This is a genomic window from Pandoraea horticolens (genome assembly GCF_902459555.1).
GTDB classification, from domain to species: Bacteria; Pseudomonadota; Gammaproteobacteria; order Burkholderiales; family Burkholderiaceae; genus Pandoraea; species Pandoraea horticolens.
Window position 1 is genome coordinate 16,751 of the sequence record NZ_CABPSM010000002.1, and the last position, 21,554, is coordinate 38,304.

At 59.6% G+C, this 21,554-nt stretch carries 34 protein-coding genes and 1 tRNA gene; 21 read left to right on the forward strand and 14 right to left on the reverse strand.

Annotated features, from left to right (window positions below):
* Nucleotides 1-22 precede the first annotated feature (22 nt).
* The 10 genes from PHO31112_RS03770 to PHO31112_RS03810 form a co-directional block, all read right to left on the reverse strand.
* Nucleotides 23-502: an Lcl C-terminal domain-containing protein gene (locus PHO31112_RS03770; RefSeq protein WP_150619303.1), complete on the reverse strand. Its 480-nt coding sequence runs from the start codon at nt 500-502 to the stop codon at nt 23-25.
* Nucleotides 503-543: 41 nt separating this feature from the next.
* Entirely contained in the window at nt 544-984 is a 441-nt protein-coding gene (locus tag PHO31112_RS03775; protein WP_150619304.1) for a hypothetical protein, read from the reverse strand.
* A 94-nt stretch (nt 985-1,078) separates the two neighbouring features.
* The gene (locus PHO31112_RS03780) at nt 1,079-1,618 is read right to left on the reverse strand and encodes a hypothetical protein (RefSeq protein ID WP_150619305.1); all 540 of its coding nucleotides are present in this window, start codon (nt 1,616-1,618) and stop codon (nt 1,079-1,081) included.
* On the reverse strand, nt 1,587-2,582 hold the full coding sequence (locus tag PHO31112_RS03785) for a hypothetical protein (protein ID WP_174995525.1): 996 nt from the start codon (nt 2,580-2,582) through the stop codon (nt 1,587-1,589). The genes PHO31112_RS03780 and PHO31112_RS03785 overlap by 32 nt, the downstream gene beginning before the upstream one ends.
* Before the next feature lie 5 nt (nt 2,583-2,587).
* Complete coding sequence (locus PHO31112_RS03790; RefSeq protein WP_150619306.1) at nt 2,588-3,499, reverse strand: recombination-associated protein RdgC; 912 nt, start codon at nt 3,497-3,499, stop codon at nt 2,588-2,590.
* A 34-nt stretch (nt 3,500-3,533) separates the two neighbouring features.
* Nucleotides 3,534-3,758, reverse strand: a complete 225-nt coding sequence (locus tag PHO31112_RS03795; protein ID WP_150619307.1) for a hypothetical protein — start codon at nt 3,756-3,758, stop codon at nt 3,534-3,536.
* Nucleotides 3,755-3,889: a hypothetical protein gene (locus PHO31112_RS27885; RefSeq protein WP_281355079.1), complete on the reverse strand. Its 135-nt coding sequence runs from the start codon at nt 3,887-3,889 to the stop codon at nt 3,755-3,757. Before PHO31112_RS27885 ends, PHO31112_RS03795 begins: the two co-directional genes overlap by 4 nt.
* Nucleotides 3,890-4,023: 134 nt before the next feature.
* On the reverse strand, nt 4,024-4,272 hold the full coding sequence (locus tag PHO31112_RS03800) for a hypothetical protein (protein ID WP_150619308.1): 249 nt from the start codon (nt 4,270-4,272) through the stop codon (nt 4,024-4,026).
* A 121-nt stretch (nt 4,273-4,393) separates the two neighbouring features.
* Nucleotides 4,394-4,675, reverse strand: coding sequence for a hypothetical protein (locus PHO31112_RS03805; RefSeq protein WP_150619309.1), 282 nt, complete (start codon nt 4,673-4,675; stop codon nt 4,394-4,396).
* Nucleotides 4,676-4,724: 49 nt separating this feature from the next.
* Nucleotides 4,725-4,798, reverse strand: a tRNA-Gly gene (locus PHO31112_RS03810).
* A gap of 49 nt (nt 4,799-4,847) precedes the next feature.
* Between PHO31112_RS03810 and PHO31112_RS03815 the strand changes: the two genes are divergently transcribed.
* Complete coding sequence (locus tag PHO31112_RS03815; RefSeq protein WP_150619310.1) at nt 4,848-5,237, forward strand: surface-adhesin E family protein; 390 nt, start codon at nt 4,848-4,850, stop codon at nt 5,235-5,237.
* 216 nt (nt 5,238-5,453) lie between these two features.
* The gene (locus PHO31112_RS03820; RefSeq protein ID WP_150619311.1) at nt 5,454-5,636 is read left to right on the forward strand and encodes a hypothetical protein; all 183 of its coding nucleotides are present in this window, start codon (nt 5,454-5,456) and stop codon (nt 5,634-5,636) included.
* A 524-nt stretch (nt 5,637-6,160) separates the two neighbouring features.
* On the opposite strand, the gene PHO31112_RS27485 is transcribed toward PHO31112_RS03820, so the two are convergent.
* Both PHO31112_RS27485 and PHO31112_RS03830 read right to left on the reverse strand, forming a co-directional pair.
* Nucleotides 6,161-7,135 carry a LexA family protein gene (locus PHO31112_RS27485; RefSeq protein WP_246177726.1) on the reverse strand — a complete coding sequence of 325 codons (975 nt, stop codon included), beginning with the start codon at nt 7,133-7,135 and terminating at the stop codon, nt 6,161-6,163.
* An 8-nt stretch (nt 7,136-7,143) separates the two neighbouring features.
* The gene (locus PHO31112_RS03830) at nt 7,144-7,821 is read right to left on the reverse strand and encodes a LexA family protein (protein WP_174995527.1); all 678 of its coding nucleotides are present in this window, start codon (nt 7,819-7,821) and stop codon (nt 7,144-7,146) included.
* On the opposite strand from PHO31112_RS03830, the gene PHO31112_RS27490 reads away from it, so the two are divergent.
* Nucleotides 7,816-8,199, forward strand: coding sequence for a hypothetical protein (locus tag PHO31112_RS27490; protein ID WP_246177728.1), 384 nt, complete (start codon nt 7,816-7,818; stop codon nt 8,197-8,199). The two genes, PHO31112_RS03830 and PHO31112_RS27490, sit on opposite strands and share 6 nt — an antisense overlap.
* Nucleotides 8,200-8,307: 108 nt before the next feature.
* Here the strand turns inward: PHO31112_RS27490 and PHO31112_RS03840 are convergent, their stop codons facing one another.
* On the reverse strand, nt 8,308-8,571 hold the full coding sequence (locus PHO31112_RS03840; protein WP_150619313.1) for a hypothetical protein: 264 nt from the start codon (nt 8,569-8,571) through the stop codon (nt 8,308-8,310).
* Between the two features lie 170 nt (nt 8,572-8,741).
* Between PHO31112_RS03840 and PHO31112_RS03845 the strand changes: the two genes are divergently transcribed.
* The 18 genes from PHO31112_RS03845 (at nt 8,742) to PHO31112_RS03925 (ending at nt 21,130) form a co-directional block, all read left to right on the forward strand.
* Nucleotides 8,742-9,137 (forward strand): XRE family transcriptional regulator, encoded by a 396-nt coding sequence (locus tag PHO31112_RS03845; RefSeq protein ID WP_150619314.1) that lies wholly within the window; start codon nt 8,742-8,744, stop codon nt 9,135-9,137.
* Nucleotides 9,134-9,325 carry a hypothetical protein gene (locus PHO31112_RS03850; RefSeq protein ID WP_150619315.1) on the forward strand — a complete coding sequence of 64 codons (192 nt, stop codon included), beginning with the start codon at nt 9,134-9,136 and terminating at the stop codon, nt 9,323-9,325. Before PHO31112_RS03845 ends, PHO31112_RS03850 begins: the two co-directional genes overlap by 4 nt.
* 83 nt (nt 9,326-9,408) lie before the next feature.
* A complete protein-coding gene (locus PHO31112_RS03855) occupies nt 9,409-9,597 on the forward strand; it encodes a hypothetical protein (RefSeq protein WP_150619316.1) in 189 nt (62 codons plus the stop codon).
* A 9-nt stretch (nt 9,598-9,606) separates the two neighbouring features.
* Nucleotides 9,607-9,756, forward strand: coding sequence for a hypothetical protein (locus PHO31112_RS27070; protein WP_174995529.1), 150 nt, complete (start codon nt 9,607-9,609; stop codon nt 9,754-9,756).
* Complete coding sequence (locus PHO31112_RS03860) at nt 9,753-10,025, forward strand: helix-turn-helix domain-containing protein (RefSeq protein ID WP_150619317.1); 273 nt, start codon at nt 9,753-9,755, stop codon at nt 10,023-10,025. The genes PHO31112_RS27070 and PHO31112_RS03860 overlap by 4 nt, the downstream gene beginning before the upstream one ends.
* A 2-nt stretch (nt 10,026-10,027) precedes the next feature.
* Nucleotides 10,028-11,071, forward strand: a complete 1,044-nt coding sequence (locus PHO31112_RS03865) for a replication protein (RefSeq protein ID WP_150619318.1) — start codon at nt 10,028-10,030, stop codon at nt 11,069-11,071.
* Nucleotides 11,068-12,441 (forward strand): replicative DNA helicase, encoded by a 1,374-nt coding sequence (gene dnaB / locus PHO31112_RS03870; RefSeq protein WP_150619750.1) that lies wholly within the window; start codon nt 11,068-11,070, stop codon nt 12,439-12,441. Before PHO31112_RS03865 ends, dnaB begins: the two co-directional genes overlap by 4 nt.
* A 175-nt stretch (nt 12,442-12,616) precedes the next feature.
* Entirely contained in the window at nt 12,617-13,099 is a 483-nt protein-coding gene (locus tag PHO31112_RS03875; protein WP_246177730.1) for a DUF1064 domain-containing protein, read from the forward strand.
* A gap of 95 nt (nt 13,100-13,194) precedes the next feature.
* Nucleotides 13,195-13,413: a hypothetical protein gene (locus PHO31112_RS03880; RefSeq protein ID WP_150619319.1), complete on the forward strand. Its 219-nt coding sequence runs from the start codon at nt 13,195-13,197 to the stop codon at nt 13,411-13,413.
* A complete protein-coding gene (locus PHO31112_RS03885) occupies nt 13,413-13,835 on the forward strand; it encodes a nuclease domain-containing protein (protein ID WP_246177732.1) in 423 nt (140 codons plus the stop codon). Before PHO31112_RS03880 ends, PHO31112_RS03885 begins: the two co-directional genes overlap by 1 nt.
* Nucleotides 13,836-13,902: 67 nt before the next feature.
* Nucleotides 13,903-14,376, forward strand: a complete 474-nt coding sequence (locus tag PHO31112_RS03890; RefSeq protein ID WP_150619320.1) for a sigma-70 RNA polymerase sigma factor region 4 domain-containing protein — start codon at nt 13,903-13,905, stop codon at nt 14,374-14,376.
* A gap of 272 nt (nt 14,377-14,648) precedes the next feature.
* On the forward strand, nt 14,649-14,924 hold the full coding sequence (locus PHO31112_RS27385) for a hypothetical protein (RefSeq protein WP_150619321.1): 276 nt from the start codon (nt 14,649-14,651) through the stop codon (nt 14,922-14,924).
* A 7-nt stretch (nt 14,925-14,931) separates the two neighbouring features.
* Nucleotides 14,932-15,513 carry a phage tail protein gene (locus PHO31112_RS03900; RefSeq protein WP_150619322.1) on the forward strand — a complete coding sequence of 194 codons (582 nt, stop codon included), beginning with the start codon at nt 14,932-14,934 and terminating at the stop codon, nt 15,511-15,513.
* A 135-nt stretch (nt 15,514-15,648) separates the two neighbouring features.
* A complete protein-coding gene (locus PHO31112_RS03905; protein WP_150619323.1) occupies nt 15,649-16,242 on the forward strand; it encodes a hypothetical protein in 594 nt (197 codons plus the stop codon).
* Nucleotides 16,178-18,331 (forward strand): phage terminase large subunit family protein, encoded by a 2,154-nt coding sequence (locus tag PHO31112_RS03910; RefSeq protein WP_246177734.1) that lies wholly within the window; start codon nt 16,178-16,180, stop codon nt 18,329-18,331. The genes PHO31112_RS03905 and PHO31112_RS03910 overlap by 65 nt, the downstream gene beginning before the upstream one ends.
* Nucleotides 18,332-18,338: 7 nt before the next feature.
* Entirely contained in the window at nt 18,339-18,584 is a 246-nt protein-coding gene (gene gpW, locus PHO31112_RS03915) for a gpW family head-tail joining protein (protein ID WP_150619324.1), read from the forward strand.
* Complete coding sequence (locus PHO31112_RS03920; RefSeq protein WP_150619325.1) at nt 18,585-20,267, forward strand: phage portal protein; 1,683 nt, start codon at nt 18,585-18,587, stop codon at nt 20,265-20,267.
* On the forward strand, nt 20,264-21,130 hold the full coding sequence (locus PHO31112_RS03925; protein WP_150619326.1) for a S49 family peptidase: 867 nt from the start codon (nt 20,264-20,266) through the stop codon (nt 21,128-21,130). The genes PHO31112_RS03920 and PHO31112_RS03925 overlap by 4 nt, the downstream gene beginning before the upstream one ends.
* A gap of 21 nt (nt 21,131-21,151) precedes the next feature.
* Here the strand turns inward: PHO31112_RS03925 and PHO31112_RS03930 are convergent, their stop codons facing one another.
* Nucleotides 21,152-21,550 carry a hypothetical protein gene (locus tag PHO31112_RS03930; protein ID WP_150619327.1) on the reverse strand — a complete coding sequence of 133 codons (399 nt, stop codon included), beginning with the start codon at nt 21,548-21,550 and terminating at the stop codon, nt 21,152-21,154.
* Between the last annotated feature and the right edge of the window lie 4 nt (nt 21,551-21,554).

Genomic DNA, 21,554 nt, shown 5'->3' on the forward strand with positions numbered 1-21,554 from the left:
GTGCGTTGAAAGGATTGAAGGATTAAGCCGTGAGGGGAATCAAGCGGACGGCAACGGCTAGGCCCTCGTAGCTCTTGGGGTTGATGAACGTGTAGCCGCAGCCGAGGTGGCAACTCCAAGCGTAGGCAGCGTTCTGTTCGTACGCGTCATCGGTCCAGAACCAGCCTTCTTTGGGTAGGTGCGGCCTGCAGTTCGCGAGCAACAGGCGAGCTTCGTCGCGTGTCGGTCGGCTATAGCCGAGGTTCTTCGCGAATTCAGCAGAGCCTTCCCACGAGTGCGCTGCCTCGGGGGATACGGCGACAAGGGCCAGACGGTGCTTTAGCGTGCCGTCCTCGTTGAGAACTTCGCCGGCGTAGTGCTCGCCGGGGCGCAATTCGACGACGGCGGCGGGGATTTCAATTCGCGTCGTCTTCGGCGTGGCGACCGCTGCGAGTAGTGATGCGGTCAGTTTTGCCAGCTCGGTTTGCTTGGCGTAGACGGCTTCCAGCGTGACTTGGGTCATTGCTTGTGGCTCCAGTGCAGTGCGTTGAAAGGATTGAAGGATTAAGCCGTGAGGGGAATCAAGCGGACGGCAACGGCTAGGCCCTCGTAGCTCTTGTGGAGGTTGTCCGTGTGGCCGTAGCCGGGGTAGCAAAGCCAAGCGTAGGCAGCGTCATCCTCGTCGCCGGTGTCATCGCTGAGCAGATCCGCCGTGTAATACCAGCCGCCCTCGGCGAGTTCTTCCTTCGTCGCGCTCAAGCGCAAAAGGTGGAACACCGAGCGCGTAGGCAGTTCACCGCCGGCCTCACGGGCCCAATCGACGCATGCCTGCCAGTTACGTTGCTCGGTCGCCTTATTCGGCAGTAGGATGACGGCGCAATGAGTGCCATCCTTTCGGGTTGTCACGCCGAGGAACGTACCGCCGGCCAGCTCAGCGCGCAGCGGGGGCACGGTAGCTAAGGAAATGGTCTCGGGGATCGCGGCAGCGGCTGCGTGATCGGTCATTTGTTGCTCCTCAAAGTGAATTCGGCATTTGGATGGCAGCCGATAGCCGGAAGAAAAGCCGGGCCCTGTGTTAGCGGCCCAAAGTACGGGGAATCTATGCAGGGTGCCGCTCGCCGTTTGGCTGCTTGGTGTACTCACGCCATTCGATCCAGCGTCTTGGCGTATGGAAGCCCCAGTTGCGCTGCCACGGCCCCATGATGAAAAGGGACCATGCTTCCTTGCCTTCGGGGATTTCGAGACGATGCCGGTCAGTTGCGCGGCGGAATACGATCGCACCGGGGCCTCGCCACACCCGTCGGTATCCGCGAAGCAGTGAGGTTTCGGGCTGAGAGTCGAGCCGCGCCGGCTGACTTTGCTCGGTCGGTACGATTTCCCAGTACCCGCCGCGCAGGACGATCGAGACATTCCACCAAGGGTGGTCGTGCAGATCGCGACCGGCGTCGCTGCGGATCGTGCGATGAACTCGTGCGCCCCAACTGGTGTCGCGTCGGCCGTCCTCGGCAGCGGTGGCATCGTGACCGCGAGGCTTCTTGAGCCACCACCGGTCCATGTAACCCGTGAGATCGAAGTAGGGCGTGCGCTGAGCGCGCCGGACGATGGCGTCAACAATGAATGCCGGAAGGGGGATTCGCACGGATACTCTCCTTTAGATCCATGGCCGCCTCGACTGATCGCCTCACGATCGTCGCGCGGGTCTGGGAGCAGCCCAGGTATTTGCGGATTTCGGTGACGGTCGGTCGCAGTTCGCCGGCGGCGACTGCCTCAAGGACTCGGCCCACTTCCGTGGGCACCGTCATGGGTTCTGGCGAGGTGGTCGCGGCTTGCATCTTGTCGTGACTCGGCGGCGTGACTGGCGTTACTGGCACGACCGTTACCCCGTTACTCCCTTGGTGGGCGGGTGTTTCGGCCGCATCGGTCACGACGGCAGGGCGGAGCGCGAGCAACCACGCAAAGCACGCGACTGCCTCCAGTACCAGCGCGAAAGCGAGTCCGGCGAGCAGGTCGGCGCGACTGGTTGACCATCCTATGGCGGCCAACGGCCCGGTAACCGGATCAGCCTGAGCGACGTCGCGGGCGGCTACTGCGCGGTCTTGCTGCGACCGGTGCCGAGCGGCTTCGGCCTGCTCTACGCCGATCGCGTCCAGCTTGGCAGCCAGTGCCGTGCGTTCCGCCGTAAGGCTGGGGCAGGGCTCGGCGCACCGTCGGGCGTTCGCTCGGGCCAGTCGCGCTACCGCGTCCGCCCGGTCACGTGCAATCGCGGTCAAGTCGCGCCCCTGCGGAGTTACGACCGGTACCGCTGCCGCGCGTAGTTCGCCGGCATGCCGCGCGGAGGTCAGGAAGAACACGGCGTGCCCGTAGCAGGTGGCCGCGACGCACCCGAACCAAATCACGGCGCCAGCCGCCCGGACGGCCCGGGCATGCGGTCGGCATAGGGCGGGCAGCAGATGTGCAGCTATGACCAGGACAACCCCGACAGCAACCCACAGTGCCCGCTCGGCAGGCAGGCCGCCACGTTGCATTCCCGACAGAACTGAAAGGCATACGGCCGTGATCGTCGCGGTGAGGGCGAGCATGGCCGCCAAGGTGCGTGTCGACACGACCGTCAGCCTAGCAACGGCCGGTCGTCCGGACGTTCGCCGCCGACGGCCTCGATCAGGTCAGCGATCAGGCGAGACAGTTCGCCGGCCATCAGCACAAAGTCCGCGTCGAACTTTTCAGCTTCGCCTTCGGCCGTCGGGTCGGCAGCGTCCTTGATGATGTCGAGCGGCGTCACGCGCTTGATCACGAACGCGTCGGTCAGCACGAACGAGATGCGGTCATGCCACGTCATCGCGAGGCGCGTGGAGCGCTTGCCCGATTGGATGTGGCGGCGGATATCGTCGCCGTCGAGCGGAAGGCGCACGTAGCGCACAGCTGCCTTCTCATCGGAGTTCGAGCGCAACTCGACGTCTTGGTCGACAGTGAATCCCGCCGGTGCGTCATTGCCTGCGAGCCACGACGTCATGACGGCAACCGGCGCTTCGTTCAGTTGCACCTGCGCGATGCCGATGTCGATCGTTTTCAGCAGCAGGGCGATGACGTCGTGTGCCTTCGCGGTGGCCGCTGCGTCGATCACGAGCCATCGATTCACCGGGTCAATCCAGAGGCGTGTGTCACGCCGAATATCGAACGCTTTCGGCAGCAATTCGTCGGTGACCTGTTCCTTGAGTTCGCGCATCTGCTTGCGCCCTGGCTTGAAGCCTTGCTGTTCTTCAAGTGCTGCTGCCTTGGCGCGTGTTACCTGATTGATGACAGAGGCCGGCAGCAGCTTTTTCTCTGCACGCAGGGTCATCAGTATCTGGCGATTCACGATGTGGGCGATTTCGCCGTCTTCGCGTGGTGAGGCCCAACCGGCCGTGTGCATCTCCATCGAAGTTGGCTTTCGGAAAGCCTGCTTGCCGAGGCGTTCAATAAGGCTTGCAGGGCTGAGAGTCCAATCGGAGATTCGGTAAATCTGGAGGTTGCGGAACCACATGGGCAGTTTCCTTGCGTTGGTGATGTGACGGCGCTCACTCGTCGCTTTGAGTGATGGTCTTGATGTAGAAAGCGAGCGCGGCGATCAGGATGGGTGCATGCTTTTCGAGGGCGTCCCGGCGTGCCTGCTTGGCTTCGAACTCCTCACGGATGCGCGGTGATCCGGGACGGGGAGGAAGCCGCGACGGCTGGTGATTCATGAGCGGGCGCAGAGCCTTCCAAGCGCGCTGCGCTGCCGCCCGCTTTGCGGCAGTCGTCATACACCGGCTTCCCACCTCACATAGAGGCAGGCGACGACGAGAACGCCCCAGATCGTCCAGGCGACTGTCTGATGAGTGCGAATCCACTTGTCGGCGCCGTTGACGGTCCAAATCAGGATGCGATCGAACATTGGCGCCTCACTTACATGCGTCGCGGTACCCGGAGCGATATGCGAGCGCGGTGGAGCGGCAGGGGCGGCCGAGCATGGCATCGTGCCAGCCAGTCTGGTACTGACGAATCTCAGTTGCGAACATGCTGTCCTCCTCAGTTGAGTCGAATGGTTGCGGCCTTGGTCAGGAAGCTTGAGCAGACAGCGCCGGAGACCAATACGCCGGTAGGGCCCCTGGCGGTGAATGCGGTCGAATAGTCATCGTTATCGCCGCAGCCGTAGAAGCTGTAGCCGTCGATGTGCACGTCCGTGTATCCGGCGCCCACAAGAGCCCGTCGCGCCGTATCGGAATCGGTGCAGGCAGAGAGAAGGGCGAGCAGAGCCGCGAGTGCGACGAGCCTCATGGGGAAACCTCATTTGGAGTGTGAAGGGAGCCCACAGCAGGACACCGGGGCGATGCGGCTTAACCATGTCCGCCATGGGCCTGTGAGCGGTCAGGCTCGCTCCACAGCAACACTCGGCCGATCAAAGTAAGAGGCCGAGCGTGGTTTGATCTCGCGCGAGAATCTCGCGAAGTTTGTTCAAGCTGTTGCCCCCCCCCCCACTCACGATAGGGAAGTTGGACACGCGCACGAGTTCGGATTCGGCACAGTCTCGCCACGCGGCAGACTCCGTCGCATCTGCTCTGGCAATCCATCCGGGTACGCGCCCGCAGGCCTGACGAATCTGTTCACGGACGGTTTTAATCTCATCCACAACTTTCGTTTTGGCGAGCTGGATCTCTAGCGCCTTCTTGGTCGCTGCCATTTTGCTATCCGATAGATGGGCGCGCGAGACGAACGTGGCGCGCAGGGGATGGAGCGGGCTACCGGGATCGACCCGGTGTATTCAGCTTGGAAGGCAGGTGCCTGACTACTCGGCCAAGCCCGCGAGGTACCTGCGATGTAAAATTGCCAAAACACAACTCGGGGAAGTAACAATGAAAAAGCAACTACTTCTTGCAGTGGCGATCGCACTTTCGACGTCAATGGCTTGGGGAGCCGACTGGCTAAATGTCTATAAGACAAAGGCTGAGGATCTCAGTCTTGATGTCGAGAGCATTTCCACCAACAACGGCTATGTCGCCGTGTGGGTTCGTCGCGACATTCATGATTCGAAGAGTGGTCTGAAAAGTGGTGGGAAACCCGTCCGGCGACTAATGATGAGATGGACCATCAACTGTCACGAAAGGACAATGGCGACTGGGGCAGCGACGGCCTATGGGGCGAATGGAACCGTGTTGGGGTCGATTGACGGTACGCCCACAGTGTTTTCGGACGTCGTGCCGGACTCGAACGGTGACACCGTTATGAAAGTCGTCTGCCCTTAACCGCGCGGCCCCAATTTCACCCTCAAGAGAGCAGACCCGAGATCCTGATCAGATCGGGGGAAGAGGGATACGGGGTCTTTAACGTCGCCGCGCCGACGCGGATCTGCTCACTTGAAGGTTCTGGACGAATAAGGCGAACAAATTCTTGCGATAATAAGCATGCCGAATTGATCGCATGATCGGCATCCACTAACCACGTTTTGCAAGGAATTATTCATGGCCCACAATCCACAAGACAAAGCTCATGAGCTACTAGTTGCGCTTGCGCAGGGCGGCCGACTGGAGCTGAAAAACGCCTTTGGCGGCACTGCTGCTGGGCAGAAAGATGCGGGCGAGGCTGCAGGGGCATATATCGACGCCCTGTATCGAAGTCTCGTGAAGACGTATTCGCAGGAATAGACCTCGAAAGTTCTCTGTTCTCGTGCATATGGCGCGGCTCTCGGAAGAAAGCCGCCTCATGTACAGCTCACGCAGTGCCCCGGCTACACCCGGTCTAGCCGGCTCCGGGGTCTCCTGCGTTTTGTGTCGATTACCTCGCCATCGACACGATGTGTGGGCGCCGCGGTGAACTGCGGAAGCTAGTCGGGCCAGCCGACCAACCATTTCCGCGTTTCCAGACCGACTCATCCACGCGTGTGGGAGATGTGTGCGCATGGCGGCGCTATGGCCGCGTGACACCTTTTATCCAATGAATTGTGTTCGAGAGGGCAGGCCCGACTGCGGCGTGTCATCAGAGCGATCCGGCTGGGCCGGTGGCGCGGGTATGTGCCTGCGTTGGAATGAATTAAACACCATGTTTATGTTTGTGTCAAACGTGACGTTTAGTTTTGTTGTGCCAGTTCAGAGAATGAGCAGGTGGCTGCTCGGGGGGGCGGGGGACGTAAAAAAGCCCGCTCGGGGCGGGCTTTGGGCGATGACGACGACTACCTTCGCCGATATCGTCGGTGTTCGACCATGACCCCAACAATGCGGACCGGTTCGCGCTCGTTGCTAATCGTCGGATAGTCTGGATTCAGCGGCACCAGCGCGAAGATCTCAATTCCTTCTGTGCTGGTGCCCCGCGGCTGATACGTCTTGAATGTTGCCTCGTCGCGCCCGTTGGTGGCCACAACGAAGTCCCCAGCGATCGGGCGGACCGTCGGATCCACGAGAATCCGGTCGCCTTCTCGAAAATCCGGCTCCATCGAACGGCCCTCGATCTCAAGCGCGAAAGCGCTATCAGACAGGTCCAGATCTGTAAGCAGATACTCGAACGCGTCGCCGGCGGGGAAGGGCGTGACCGTCTCATGCATCAGTCCAGCCTGCACGCTACTGATCAAGGGTATGCGCCGCTTACCGACTTCTGCGGGGCGCACATTCATGGGGCGCTCCATAGGGCCGGTACCATCACGCAGCCATGCGGGTTCAACCCGCAGGAAGTTTGCCAGAGTGATTACTTTTTCGTCCTCGACCTCTTCAGTAGAGCCACTGAACCACAAGGCAACGGCCGACGGACTGATACCCCCAGCTTCCGCGATATCGGACTTCTGCCGAACACCGCGCAGGCTCATCGCGTAATGCAGCCTGGCTGCAAAGCTCTCCGGGCGGTACGAATTCAGGTACTTCGGGACCGGCTTTTGCCCAGGCCCAATGAGTGACGGAATGCGCCGATTCCCCTTGCCAGTGATAAGCCAAAACATATTGAAGCCATACGCTTCTTGAATACGGGCGGCTTGATCGTGGCCGATATCCGGCAGTTCGCCAGAAAACCATTTCGCCGTCGTGCCTGGCGCCGCACCAACGGTTTCTTCCAGAGCCTCCGGCGCGATTCCAGCTTCGTCCAAAAGGGCTGATATGCGCTGGGCGAGGCCCTCATATGCCCGCGTTGCTGTGGGTCGGTTGTCGATGTTCATGGTCATGCCGGAGCCTACCGGCGGCGATATCGCCGGTGCTCAACCATCACGCCGATGATCCGAGCCGGCTCATGTTCGCTGTTGATGGTTGGATAGTCTGTGTTCAACGGGACCAACTCAAACACCTCGCGGCCGCCCGCTCCGATGCCCCGTGGCCGGTACTTCTTGAACGTAGCTTCTTCGCGCCCATTTTTCGCTACAACGAAGTCGCCCGGCTGGGCTTGTAGACCTGGGTCGACGATGATGCGATCACCTTCCTTGAATTCTGGCTCCATCGACTGCCCTTCGATCTCGAGTGCGAATGCATGCTCGGACAGTTGAAGGTCGGTCAACAAATACTCGAACGCAACGCCGGGCGGAAACGGGTTAACCGCTTCGGTCATCTGGCCTGCCTGGACGCTGCTTATCAGGGGGACTCGCCGCATTCCAATATCGGCCGGGCGGATGTTGGTGTTGCCGGGATCGGCGCTTGAGAGCATTTGACCCTGACCATCATCGATCCAAGTGGCGCTGATGCCTAGCTCCCGCTGTGCGAGCAGTCGACCTTGCTTCGATACGCCATTGCCGCGGTAGGCCCAGTTATTAATCGTCTGCTCACTTTGATTCAACGCACGAGCGAGATCTGCGACGGACGAAATTGTCGGTCGCACCTGCTTGGCTGCGTCGAACAGCCGCCGAAAGGTCTGGTGCATCTCTTTTTCCATCCGCTAATGGTCGCTCAACTAAACATGTTGTTGATAAACGTCGTGTTTGCGTTTTTGCTACACATGATGTTTAATGCGGGCATGGACATCAGCAAAGTTGATCACCCTGATTGGGCGCTAATCGTGCGTCACGGCGGACCGGCCAAAGTGGCTCGGTTGCTGGGCTATGAGGCGAACGGCGGAACACAACGAGTTCAGAACTGGCGATACCGAGGTGTCCCTGCTGAGGTCAAAATCGCGTTCCCCGAAATTTTTCTCAGTGATCTCGTCCGACGGCGCCACCGATCGAGCGCCGACGCTGCAAGAGACAGCGCGGGCGCAAATCTTGAATGTGTTGGGGGCGGCGCTTCTGGAGATAGCCAATGATCTTAGTGAAATGGCTGATGGCCATGACTCGAAAGAGGCGGTGCGCGGGAGCGACGCGGATTCCCGCGCCGCTCGTCAGTCGGTGGCAGAAGGAAATGCAAGATGCGATCAGTGCAGCAACTTGCGGATCTGATCCTCGGCAGTTTGATCCTGAACTGCATTCAGCCCATCCGAAATCTGCCGGAGAACCATCGCAATGAGCGCTCGATTGTTCATCTCCTCGGGAAGTCCGGTGACAGTCGCTGAAAAATGCTGCGCCAAATCCGACTTTGAAAGCACGCCGGATTTCGACAGGTAGTCGGCCAAGGTTACGACGGCTGTCTGCGTGCCAGCAAGCAGGCCGACGATGACGTTCAGTTGTTCTTTGGTCATGAGCACTCCTAGATTGAGTGAACTGGTTGTGTGGAAACACCATTCTCGCATGACGGTGAGTGCTCATTCTTAGTCCTAGGTAGTTGGCAGTAGACAAAAAAATTTTCGACGGAAGCCAACCGGTAATTCAACCGGTAATCCGATGAAATGTCCCTATGAGGGAGCAACGCATGCAACAACAAGAAAACCTTGAAACCAGCACTGGTCATGGACTTGGCCGAATCGAACTTGACCTTTCTCGCCCGGCAAAGACGTTCGTCCCGACTGCCGCGCTTGATGCCTGTGAGAGCTACCGCGACGCCGTGCGCTTAGCGTGGGAGTCGCGCGCGAACCAGGGGATGACGCAACGATTCCTTGGAGTTGCCTGCGCGCTTTACGCGCCGCATGTCTCCGATTACTTGGCGAAGGACGCCGTCGATTCGAAGGGAAACCGTCGGCGTGACTTACCCGCCGAGAAGATCGACGAGTTCGAGCGCGTGGTTGGCAATCGTGCTGTGTCGCAATACCTGATGCGCAAAGCGATGCTGACGATCATGGAAGAGGTGATCGCGGCGAGGGCTGCATGACATATGTAGAAGCTCTCAAGCGAGCTAGAGAAGCTGCTCAGCGGGCGGCCGGCATAGCGGGTACGCAAGATGCGAAGGCATTTCAAAAGGCGCTCGAAGACCAAGTTTTGGGAGATCCCGAGCTTGAGGCGGCGTTCGTGATTGCCGGTTATGCCGTTGCCCAGTCCGAGACTAATACAAGGCACTGACCACCATGCTTGAAATCATTGTCCCGCTCGTCCCCATCTTCGCTGTGGCCGTTCCGACCATTCTGATCTTCCGAGGTTGATCAATGAAGACGCTCAATGAAATGTCAGGTGTGATCACTGCGCCCGTTGATGTGGTGAACGACCGAATTGAATACACGGTTACCGGGTGGGCCTATGCCGGGACACTCCAAGCTGAAGAGTCCGAACCGACGATGTGCATCGGTTGCGGCTCTGTCCGTAAGCCGACCGGCGAGATGCCGTGCGACCACTGAGGCGCGACCGTGAAACTGAAGCGCTTCGCCATATCGAACATGCTGGTGGGCTTGTATGTAGTTTTTCTCTGGCACAACGGGATTCGTTTCCCCGACCCGCAGTTATTTGTCGCCGCTATGTTCGCTGCCGCTTTCCAACTGGACGGGAGGTATCAATGAGTTCACATCGAGTCAATCAAGCGTGGGGCGTCGAGCTTCGCCACACCGAAAAGATCGTGCTGCTGGCGTTGAGCCACCACGCCGTTATGTCGACGGGCGAGTCGCAGCCGAAGGTGAGCCGCTTGGCGCGTGACTGCGGCATGTCGGAATCTGCGGTACGCGAGTCCATCAAGGCGCTGGAAGCAGCGGGGCATATCGCTACAGTTCCCGTTCGCCGCGGTGTGACGCTCTTTCGGGTGCTTGGTGCCCAGAACGGTTCCCAGGCATAACGATGGCGCAAGCGGCACAGGTGATCCAGTTCCCGGAGGCAAAGGCCCCTCAACTTGAGGACGGCTACTTGCGGATTGCGAACGAGTTGCGGCGCGCGATTACATGGGCGCGTTTGACTGCATACCAGCGTTGCATCCTCGACGTTGTGATGGCGCAGACCTACGGTTTCAACAAGCTCTCTGACGATATCGCGCGCACAAAGTTTGAGGACGAAACTGGTATCGATGCGTCAGACGTCCGCCGCACGATCAAGCAATTGGTCGAGATGAACATTATCACCCGTGCGGATGGCCGCTACGCGCATACGTATAGCGTGAACAAGCGCCACGGCACATGGGTTCTGCCTGATGCGCGCAAGCTCGTGAATAAACCGGGATTTGAGGAGGGGAATCACCCCCTTACAGGAGGGGATTCCCCCCGGAATGAGGGGGGGAATCCCCCTGTGGCAGGAGGTGAATCCCCCCCCTCAAAAGACAACCTCAAAACACAGAATCAAAAGACAACTTCAAAAGAAACCCTTTCGCGCTCGCTTCGCAAGCGCTTTGAGATTTTCTGGGTGGGGTATCCGAAACGGAAATCCAAGAAGACCGCCGAGAAGGCGTTCGCAAAGCTCAACCCTGACGAGCAGCTCTTCGACGACCTGATGGCGGGTCTAGGGCGGGCCAAGACATCGGGGCAATGGGCAAACCCGCAATACATCCCGCACGCCGCGTCGTGGTTGAACGCCGGTGGCTGGATGGACGAGATTCAATCCACCTACACCGATGCCGAACTGGCCGTGATCCGGGGTTACAACGAAGTTCTCGGGGAGCATGTCGGCAGAGTCGATGAGACCGTGTTCGTGGAGGAGCGGGCCGGCGCAATCCGTGCGTTGATCACTCTGGGCACCGAGAAGCGCCAGAACCCGGAGATGTGGCGCGATTACTTTCCATGGGTCAAGGCGAACGTCGAGATGCCGCCCACCGCCGGCTTCGACTGGCTAATCAGCCCGAAAGGCTTCACCAACGTGATCGGCGGTCAGCACAACAAGGCGGACAAGCGATGAGCGGCCAGGACAACAATCGACCGATCGCAGTGATCGAAGCCGAGCAGGCCGTTATTGGCGCACTGCTGTTCGATAACGATGCGATCGACCGTATCGCCGGGCTGAAGGCGGAGCACTTCTTCCGCGCCGATCATCGGACGATTTTCGCTGAGGTTGTCGCCATGCTCAGTGCAAACCAGCCGGCCGACGCGTTCACGGTATTCGGTCGTATTTCGGCCAAGGGCGGCGCTGACGCTATCGGCGGAATCGGCTACCTCAACGACCTAGTCGCCAGCCTGCCCAGCTCGGCGAATGTTGCGCACTACGCCGAGATGGTCATCGACCGTGCGCAGAAGCGTGGGCTCGCTGCCGCCGGATCGCGCATGCAGGAGATGGCGCACAACCCGAATGGAGCGACGGCCGGCGAACTGGTCGACCGAGCGCAGGCTGAGGTAGAGCGCCTTGCAGAGGGGCGTGCAGCTACCGCACCGATCTTGGCCGCCGAGGGCCTGTCGCACTTTCTGGTCGGGATGGAGCGTCGTTTTGACGGCGAGATCGACCCGGCGCGAACGGGTTATGACGCGCTCGACGACCGGATCGCCGGTGGCATGAAGGGTGGCGACTTGATCATCGTCGCGGCTCGCCCTTCGATGGGGAAAACGGCGTTCTCGCTCAACGTTGCGTCCAACGTAGCGGAAAGCAAGCCGACGCTGTTCCTTTCGATGGAAATGTCGGCAGAGCAACTACACGCGCGAATGATGGCACGCCATGCCGGGGTGAATTTCGGTCATCTGATCGAACCGAAGAAGCTGACCGACATGGAGTGGGGACAGTTACCCGCCGGGGTAAGCCGCATCAACGACCTATCCCTGTACTTCGACGATCAGCCGGGCCTGTCTCTGTTGGATGTTCGTAGCAAGGCGCGCGGCATCAAGCGTCGTCATGGCCTTGGCCTGATCGTGGTCGATTACCTCGGCCTGATGACCGGTGGGCAGGGAGACAACCGCACGCAGGAGATTGGTAGCTACTCGCGGGGTCTGAAAGCGCTCGCGAAAGAGTTGGACGTGCCGATCATCGCGCTCGCGCAGCTCAATCGCGAACTTGAAAAGCGCCCCAACAAGCGCCCCGTTATGTCGGACCTGCGGGATTCGGGCGAGATTGAGCAGGACGCGGACACGATCTTGTTCCTGTATCGCGACGAAGTTTATCACCCTGACAGCCCCGATCGTGGATTGTGCGAAGTGATCATCGGGAAGCAGCGCAACGGGCCGTTGGGCCATGTGGCGCTTGGCTTCCAAGGCGAGTTCCAACGCTTCTCCCAACTATCTGCCGGCGCGTCGTTTGGTCGCCGCGATGACGGCGAGCAAGCAAAGGGTAGGGCAACGTTTTGACGCGGGCCGAATGCTGGCGGCGCTTTGAGGAAGCGGCACGGGCGGCGCTAGTTGGTCACGGAAACATCGCACGGGCGTTTGTCTCATCCGTTCGGCGGCGCTGTGGCGATGAAGTGGCAGGTCAGCAAGAGAAGGAGTTGCGGGCGTACATCGAACACCTACGGAGGAAGGGCAAGTGAGCAGAAAGGGGCTGACGTTTCCCGAGGGCGCGGTGAGTAATGGCCGAGTTGGCACGGCGCGGATTCGCGAACAGATTGGTGCCACCGCTGCTGTGCTGGTGTCGACCGTTCCCGCGCCGCTGGCTCAGCCGATCCTCGCTATGGTCGAAGAGAAACGCTCGAAGTACAGCAACAAGAAGTGCGAAGTTGATGGAGTCAAGTTTGATAGCCGGGCAGAGGCTCGCCGATGGTCGCAGCTAGTGGGGATGCAGGCGCAAGGGGAGATTTGTGCGTTGGAGCGGCAGGTGGTCTATGTGTTGGCTCCTGGGGTCGTGATCAATGGACGGAAGGCCCCTCCACTTCGTTACGTCGCTGACTTTGTATGCGAGCGTGGTGAGGAAACCGTGATCGAAGACGTGAAAGGGGTGATCACGCCGGAATACCGGATCAAGCGTCACCTGATGGCATTGAAGGGTTTGAGCATCGTGGAGATCAAATGAAGCACGGGATTCTGGAGTCCATGGACAGAGGAGTCTGGTACTGCGTAGAAACGCTGTCCTCGCTTACGGGATATGCGCATCGAGAAACCAGAGACATGTGCCTATTGCTCGTAGGCGAGGGTTTGCTGGATATGGAGACTCTCAACGAGAAGCGTAGATTCCGCTTGGCGGTAACGAAACGCTCGTCGCGGCAGCCGGACTACACCTGCGTGCCGACGACGGCAACCGGCCCCTACCGTCCGCGCTGGACTCAACTCGAGGGTTACGGCTCTGCCAATGCGACATTCCGGGAACTCGCGGAGATGGTTCGGTGATGCGCCGTACGCCGATGAAACGAACGAGCTTCAAGCGCAAAGCGGGAAGCGCGCTCAACGCATTCAGTGGTAAGGCAGTCCTTCACGGCACGATGTTCAAGCGCAAGGCCCCGAAAAAGCGGGAGGGGCACGACAAGCGGATGTTGGTGGCCTGCCGCGGGGAGCGGTGCTACCTACGGGTGCCCGGTGTCTGCCTTCCGTCGGCCGATACGGTCGTGCCCTGCCATTCCAACGAACAGCAGCACGGCAAGGGGATGGGGATCAAGGCGCGAGACGAGTTCACGGTGCCTGGCTGTCAGGCCTGTCATGTGTGGCTGGATCAAGGATCCGCGCCGCGCGACCAGAAATTCAGCGTTTGGCGTTCCGCATACCGAGAGTGGGAGCCGGCGCGAGTTGCAAAGCTCTCAATCGAGGTGGACTGATGTCGGCGCTGCCTTCGCACTTTTATCAGGATCCAGCAAAAGTTATTGAAATCGAGGAGAGCAAAACATGCAAGGGCTGCTTACACAAATTGACGCTATGGGGATTGGAGTATTGCGCCAAGGAGCAGACGAAGCCGGGGGCGAAGAACATGCGCCGCTGCAAGCTCTACGAGACCAAAGAATGAGCACAAAGCGCGACCTCAATGTGCTTTGTGAGGAGTGGGCGGCGTGGCATCGTACCCGCCGCATCTTTGTTCCACCGCTCCCGGTCGGTTTGCTTGGCAGTATTCAGCCGCGAAAGGTCGGCCCCGAGCCGGACGCCATATGTTCGTCGGCGCTAAGTTTTTTCAATCTGGCCGTCTTGTCTCTCCCGGAGAGCCCAGAGAAGGAGGCGCTCTATCTTTTCTACATCCACCGGGTTTCGCACATCAAGCGCGTGGCCTCCGCGTTGGGGATTTCGCGCGATGCATTCTACAAGCGTGTTGAGAGCGGGCGCGCACAGGCCTATCGGGCATATTGTCGAATGGTTGAATGTGTATAGTCTGGCGCTATACATCTTCGCACTATACAAAATCGTCAAAAAACGTATCATTTCGTAAAGGCTGAATCACTGCGCCTGAAGCCCGCCACGGTCTGACCGAGCGGGCTTTTTTGTTGCCATTTCATTCAAGCGGAAGACTGCCGGCGAGGCTGGCTAAGCGGATCTGCACGATCACGAGTTGTCCGCTTGGATGAGATGCGTGATTTCCTCCTCGCCTCACGGCGTTTGCCCCCATCGCTCGGCGACGGAGGGCTTTCTCTTTTCGAGTATCCATGGCGCGCCCTTCTAAGAGCATCGATTCCGACGCGTTGCTCGGGGAGATTGCATTCGTTCGGTCTGCGATCTGGCAAAACGGAAAAATGCGCATCGCGGCGTTTGTGTCTGCCGCGACTACTGATCCTGCACTGCTGCCCGAGGGCGCGGTGGCCTTGGTTTCTGTTACGGCATTTCCGCCTGGTGTGCCGTCGCGCTTGCTCATCGATGTGCCGCTTTACGCACGAGCACCTGCTGAAGGAGTGCTCCCGGCCGCTTGGCTGAAGCGAGGGTGAATCCGCGATGCTCAGCCTGAATGTTCGCTCGGATGTCCGTGGCATAACCGCAGATCTGAGCCGGTATCTTGGGGAAGAAAAGAAGGCCGTCGTTCGTGCGCTGAACAAGACAGCAATTCAGGCTCGAACCGAGGCCGCCAAAGAGGTCCGCACGGTCGGATACAACATCAAGGCCAGTGCAATCAAGAAGTCGTTTGCCATTAAGCGCGCTTCTGCTGGGAACCTTGTGGTGACGCTTAAGGCGACGGGCCGGCCGATTGGCCTGATCAACTATGGCGCTCGCCAAGGGGCGGGTGGAGTAAGTGTTCAGGTTAAGTCTGGCCGAAAGGTTTTGCGGCACGCGTTCATCGCGAGTATGCCCAACGGGCACCGAGGCGTGTTCGAGCGGACTGGAAAGGGCCATAAGAAGGTGGTTCGCAATGGCAAGGTCATGCGATCAGGACTTCCTATCAAGGAACTGTTCGGCCCGTCGATTCCTCAGTCGCTCGCCAACGATGCCGTTGAGAAGGCTGTCATGGCAAAGATCCGGCAAAAGTTTCCCCAGATTCTTCGGCACGAGCTGGCATTCGCCGCGAGTAGACGGCGGTGACGCAGAGCGATGGGCCGAATGCTCAAAAAATGAGCAGGGTCCTTCCCGCTCGATCGTGCAGGGCGGGAGCGAAGACTCGCGGAATTCGCCCAGCGCTGAGTTTTGAAATTTGGGTAACAGGTAACAGATCCATACATGAATCAAAGCGAGTTCGCGGCACTCCACGGGGTCAGTCGAAAGACGGTCACGAAGTGGAAGGAGCGCGGCTGGCTTGTGTTTGCAGGCGATGACATCGACGTCGACCAGTCGAACGCACTTCTGAAAAGATATCGCCGTGATGGGATTCCGGCTGTTACCCAAACTGTTACCCAAGCCCAAAAGGGTAACAAACGAAAGACTGTTACCCAGGCGGCCGCCGAGGTAACACTTGAAGCCGGCGAGAGTGCCGGCGACGCGGCGAATCGGATCCTCTCAGGCAACGTTGAGCTACTCGACTTTGATGAGGCTCGCTGCTTCAAGGAAAACTATCTCGGGTTGATGGCTCAGCTTGAGTACGAACGAAAGTCTGGCTCTCTCGTCGAGCTGGATACCGCAACAGCAATCCTCTTCGAGGAGTTCCGGGCGCAGCGCGATGCGTGGCTTAACTGGCCGACCAGGGTAGGGCCGATATTGGCAGCCGATCTGGGCGTCGAGGCCGACCGAGTTGTCGAGGCCCTAACTGCGCATGTCCACAAGCAAATCGCCCAACTCGGCGAACCTGAAGCCAATTTCTCCGAAAGGGAAGGCTGAAAGGCTACGCGCGTCTGTTCGGCGCGCATGGACGCCGCCGCCTCGCATTAGCGTGCCGGCATGGGCCGACAAGTACCGCAAGCTCGCGAAGGAGGCGGGGAGCACCTCTGGAAACTGGGAGACGTCGACGGTTGAGGTCGCTCGAGGACCGATGCTCGCGGTGACTGAGCCGGGCGTGCATGTGGTCACGACGATGGTGAGTACCCAGCTCCTTAAGACGGCGTTGCTGGAGAACGTCTTCGGCTACTTTGCCCATCTCGACCCTTGCCCAATTCTCCTGCTGCAGCCGAAGGAGGACGCAGCAGAACAGTTCAGCAAGGAGCGAATCAGCCCACTGATCCGCGTGACGCCCGCGCTGCGCGAACTGGTGGGAACGAGCAAAACTCGTAACGCCGACGAGACGTTGCTATTCAAGGCGTTCCCCGGTGGGTTCTTGGCGCTCGCAGGTGCTGGCAGCCCTGACAACCTCGCCCGTCGCCCGGTGCGCGTCATCCTTGCTGACGAGGTCGATAAGTACCCGGTGACCCGCGAAGGCGAGCCGATCGCGTTGGCAGAGGAGCGGACTGCGACGTTCGGTGTCAACTGGCTTTCGATTCGCGCATGCTCGCCGACCGTCGAGGACGAGAGCCGGATCGAGGCGAGCTACAAGGAGTCGGATCAGCGTCGCGCATCGATCGCGTGCCCCCACTGTGGGCACCGCATGTTTCCTGACTTCTTCAAGCACGTTGATTGGGACAAGCGGCGCGATGACAGTGGCAATGTGGTCGAGCACTTCCCGAAGACAGCCCGGATTTCGTGCGAGTCATGCGGACAGATATGGTCGGAAGGTGATCGTCTGCGCGCGCTGCAGACTGTTCGTTGGCATCAAACGAAGCCGTTCGAATGCTGCGGCGCCCGTCACGTACCGCTGGACGACTACGAGCGCGCTTGGCGTGGGCCGGAAGACGCTCGAGAGACAGGGGGCGACGCGGCGATCGGACAGGTGTGGGACTGGTGGGAAAGCGACCGTCACGCCGTCTATCGCGCGAAGTGTCCCGAGTGCGGCGAATGGAAGGTAGACAACGAGCACGCTGGATTCCAGGCGAGCAAGCTCTACAGCCCATGGCAGAAGGACAAGCCAGCCGATATTGCCGCGAAGTGGCTGAAGGCCGAAGGCGACGAAGAAAAGAAGCAGACATGGTGGAATACGCAGGCCGGCATGCCATATCGCCCGAACTCGGGCAAGGTCTTGCGCTTGGAGGCGCTCGTCGCACGCGGCGAGCGATGGGCAGCCCAAGTCCCGGACGGCGTGGCGGTTGTCACCGTGGGTGTTGACGTACAGGACTATCGATTTGAGATCGAAGTTGTTGGCTGGGGTAGAAACGAGGAAAGCTGGTCGATCGACTACGAAGTCATCGAAGGTGATCTCGAAACCCCGGGGCCGTGGGAACAGCTCGATGCGTATCTAGATCAGGTCTGGCATCGGGCGGATGGGCGTCCGTTTGAGGCGATGGCGACGTGCATGGACTCTGGTGGCCATCACACGCAGAAGGTCTACGAATTCTCCAAGGCCCGGCTAGGTCGGAAGATATGGGCCATCAAGGGTGAGTCGGCCGTAAGTGGCAAGCGCAACCCGGTTTGGCCGGTCAAAAAGCCATCCCGGCGAACGAAAGCGTCGTTCCGTCCAGTGATTCTCGGCGTGAACACTGCCAAGGACACGATTCGCAATCGACTTCACGTTGAAGAGCCTGGGCCTGGTTTTATGCACTTCCCGAGCGATCGGGATATCGGCTACTTCGAGCAACTCACATCAGAACGCTCCGTTGTAAAAATCTCGGGTGGCCAGAAGTACCGGGTGTGGGAATTGCCGTCTGGCCGCGCGAACGAGGCTCTCGATTGCCGCGTGTATGCGTATGGGGCGCTCTGTGGGCTGATGCATCTTGGTTTGAAGCTCAATCGACGAGCTGATCTTGTGGCGCTGCCTCTCGAGCATGGCGCTCAACAGACTGAATCAGTGCCGCAGGCCGTCGCAGAACCGGCAGCACAGTCGCCGGTGACGCCGGCTGAAACTCAAACGTCCCGCAGAAATCTCACGGGACGACTTGCTTAGGAAAGAAATGGCAATCACGGACGGGATGAGCGACGCGGACATGCAGTCGAGGTTGGCCGCACTGCAATCTGCTTACTTCGACCTATCGTCGGGCTCGAAGATCGTGACCGCCACGTACAGCCAAGGCGACGGCACGAAGTCAGTCACATATCAGCAAAGCGATCTTGCTCAAATCATGCGCAGCATTCAGATGCTGCAAATGGCTCTTGGAGTCGTTCCAGGCTATCACCGCGCACGCAGGATTCTGTTCTAAATGGCCTCTCTTATCGTCGACACGTCTGGCAAGCCCTTCGGGGATGCGCTGGCCGGGGGACGCGCGCGCGCAGATTCTGGAATGAGTGGGGCACCGGGCTTTGCGCGTCCGCCATATGCGAACTCGTTTCCGTATGAAGCGGCATCGCTGACGTCGCCTGAGATGGGCAACTGGTATCCATGGATCCGCTCGCCGGATTCGGAAATCAACCTTTATCGGGACCAGATGGTCGCGCGCTCGCGCGACCTGTCCAGGAACGATGGTTGGGCTAGCGGTGGCATTACACGCATTCTTGACAATACCGTCGGCGCGCACTTGAGGTTGTCGATGAGTCCGGATTGGCGTGTTCTGCGGCGATTTGCGAAGGGCTTCGATGCGAGTTGGGCGAAGGATTATGGTCAAGCGGTTGAAGCGCTGTGGCGCTTGTATTCTGAGGATCTCGGTCGCTACAACGATGTGTCTCGGCAATTGACCGTTTCGCAGCAGTTGAGGCTCGCTCTACGACATAAATTGGTCGACGGGGAAGCGCTTCTCGTTTCGTACTGGAAGCCGGAGCGAGTAGGCCGCGGCGCAGCTCAGTACGCGACGTCGTTCCTTGTAGTCGATCCGGATCGACTGTCGAACCCGTATCAGATGATCGATACGAAATACCTGCGTGGTGGTGTCGAAATTGATGACGATGGCGTGCCATTGGCGTATCACATCCGTAAGGCCCATCAGAACGACTGGTACAACGCGGTCGAGTCCATGGAGTGGGAGCGCGTTGCACGCGAGGATGAGGATGGTTGGCGCCGGGTGATTCACGATTTCGAGCGGGATCGTGCGGGCCAGAGCCGGGGGATCGGCGTATTCACACCTGTGCTGGCACACGCGAAGATGCTCGCGCGCTACTACGGTGTCGAGTTGCAGGCCGCCACCGTTGCGACGATCTTCGGCACGTATGTCACCAGCCCATACGATCCGGCAATGATCGAAGCTGCCATGGATTCCCATGGTGATGAGCAGGAGATTGGCTACTACCAAGAGCTTCGTGCCGATTGGGCAAAAGAGCGTCCGGCGATGCTGAATGGTGTTCGCGTCCCGACGCTTGCGCCAGGTGAAGAGATCAAGCAAGTCAATGCTGCACATCCGCATAGTGGCTTCGGTGAATTCGCCCATGAAATGCTCCGCTCGATTGCTGCCGCCATGGGAGTTTCCGCCGAGCAGATTACCCAAGATTGGAGCAAAACCAACTATTCGAGCGCGCGCGCCGCGCTACTCGAGAGTTGGAAGACACTGAGCCGACGAAGTGCGGAATTCAAGGTCGGCACCGCAACTCCGCTGTTTGCGACGTGGTTGCAAGAGGCGATGGAGAACGGCGATCTTGATGACGTCTTGCCGGCCGGGGCCCCGGACTTTGTAGAAGCCGCTACCGCGTATTCGCGTTGTGATTGGCTCGGAGTCGCACGCGGTTGGGTTGATCCAGTCAAGGAAAAACAGGGTGCCGTACTCGGCATGGACGCCGGCTTGTCGACGCTCAAGAGAGAGTGTGCGGAACAGGGGCTCGATTGGGAAGAAGTCCTCGCTCAGCGAGCAATCGAGTTGGAAGCATTCAAGCGACTCGGAATGAAGCCTCCGAGTTGGTCGGGCATTGAGAGCGCCGAGGAGGCTGCTGAACCCCAAGAGGAACCTCAACCCCAATGAACAACCTGCCTTTTCTCGCGCAGCGACTCTTCAATACGCCGCTGGCCATCACGCCGTCGAAGGCTGAAATGGTAATGGCGGCGCTTGCCGACCACTTCGGAATCACGAAACTGTTCCGTGCAAACGGACAGGCGCTCGCAGTTAGCGATTTTTCATTCGACGAGGGTTCTGACGAACCCGAGCATCGTTACTACGACGTGGTGGAGGGGGTCGCAATCATCCCGATTTCCGGGACCCTGGTGCATAAGTCGGGGTATATGCGCCCGACCTGCGGGATGACAGGGTACGACGGAATTCGCGCGAACCTCAGCATAGCGCTGGAGGATCCTGCCGTACGGGCTGTCATGCTTGACATCGAAAGCAGTGGTGGCGAAGTTGCCGGTTGCTTCGACCTCGTCGACGCCATTTACGGTGCGCGAGGAAAAAAGCCGATTTGGGCCGTCCTTTCAGAGAACGCGTTTTCGGCTGCGTACGCGATTGCCAGCGCTGCTGACAAGATCGTCGTTCCCAGAACCGGCGGAACTGGCTCAGTAGGCGTGATCTGCGCTCACGTCGATTTTTCGAAGGCACTTGCCAAGGATGGCATCACAGTCACGATGATCCACTACGGTGCGCGCAAGGCCGATGGCAACGAATTCAATCCGCTTTCGGACGAAGCCCGCGCACGGTATCAAGCGGACGTTGATGCTATGGGCGAGCTTTTCGTGAAGACCGTCGCTCGTAACCGAAAGCTGTCTGTTGCCGCCGTACGCGGAACACAGGCGACCACATTCCTTGGCGCCGAAGGCGTCGAGATTGGCTTTGCCGACGCCGTGATGGCACCGGACGAAGCATTTCGCTCCATGCTCGCCGAGCTGGGCTGACATTCCCAACCCCAAGAGGTTTCACATATGAGTATTCGCACCTTTGCGGCGCGCGGGCTTTCGTTCGCTCATCTCGCCGGAATTACCTCCCGCGCTGCACGAGCCGAAGACGATGACCGTCGTGAAGACGAAGAGCGCGCCGAGGACGACGAAATGGAAGACCAAGACGATCGAGACAACAGCGATTCGAAGGGCAAGAAGGGCCGTCGCGCGGAAGATCGCAAAGAGGACGCGCCCGACGCGGACGACGATCGCGATGACGACGCCGGCAACGGCACGAAGGGTCGCCGCGCCGAAGACGATGACCGTCGTGAAGACGACGAGCGCGCCGAGGACGACGACAGTGACCCCGACGCCGAGGATGACGAGGGCGAAATGCGCGGCAAGAGTTCGGCCGCCCGTGCTCGCCGTCGCGAGCAAGCTC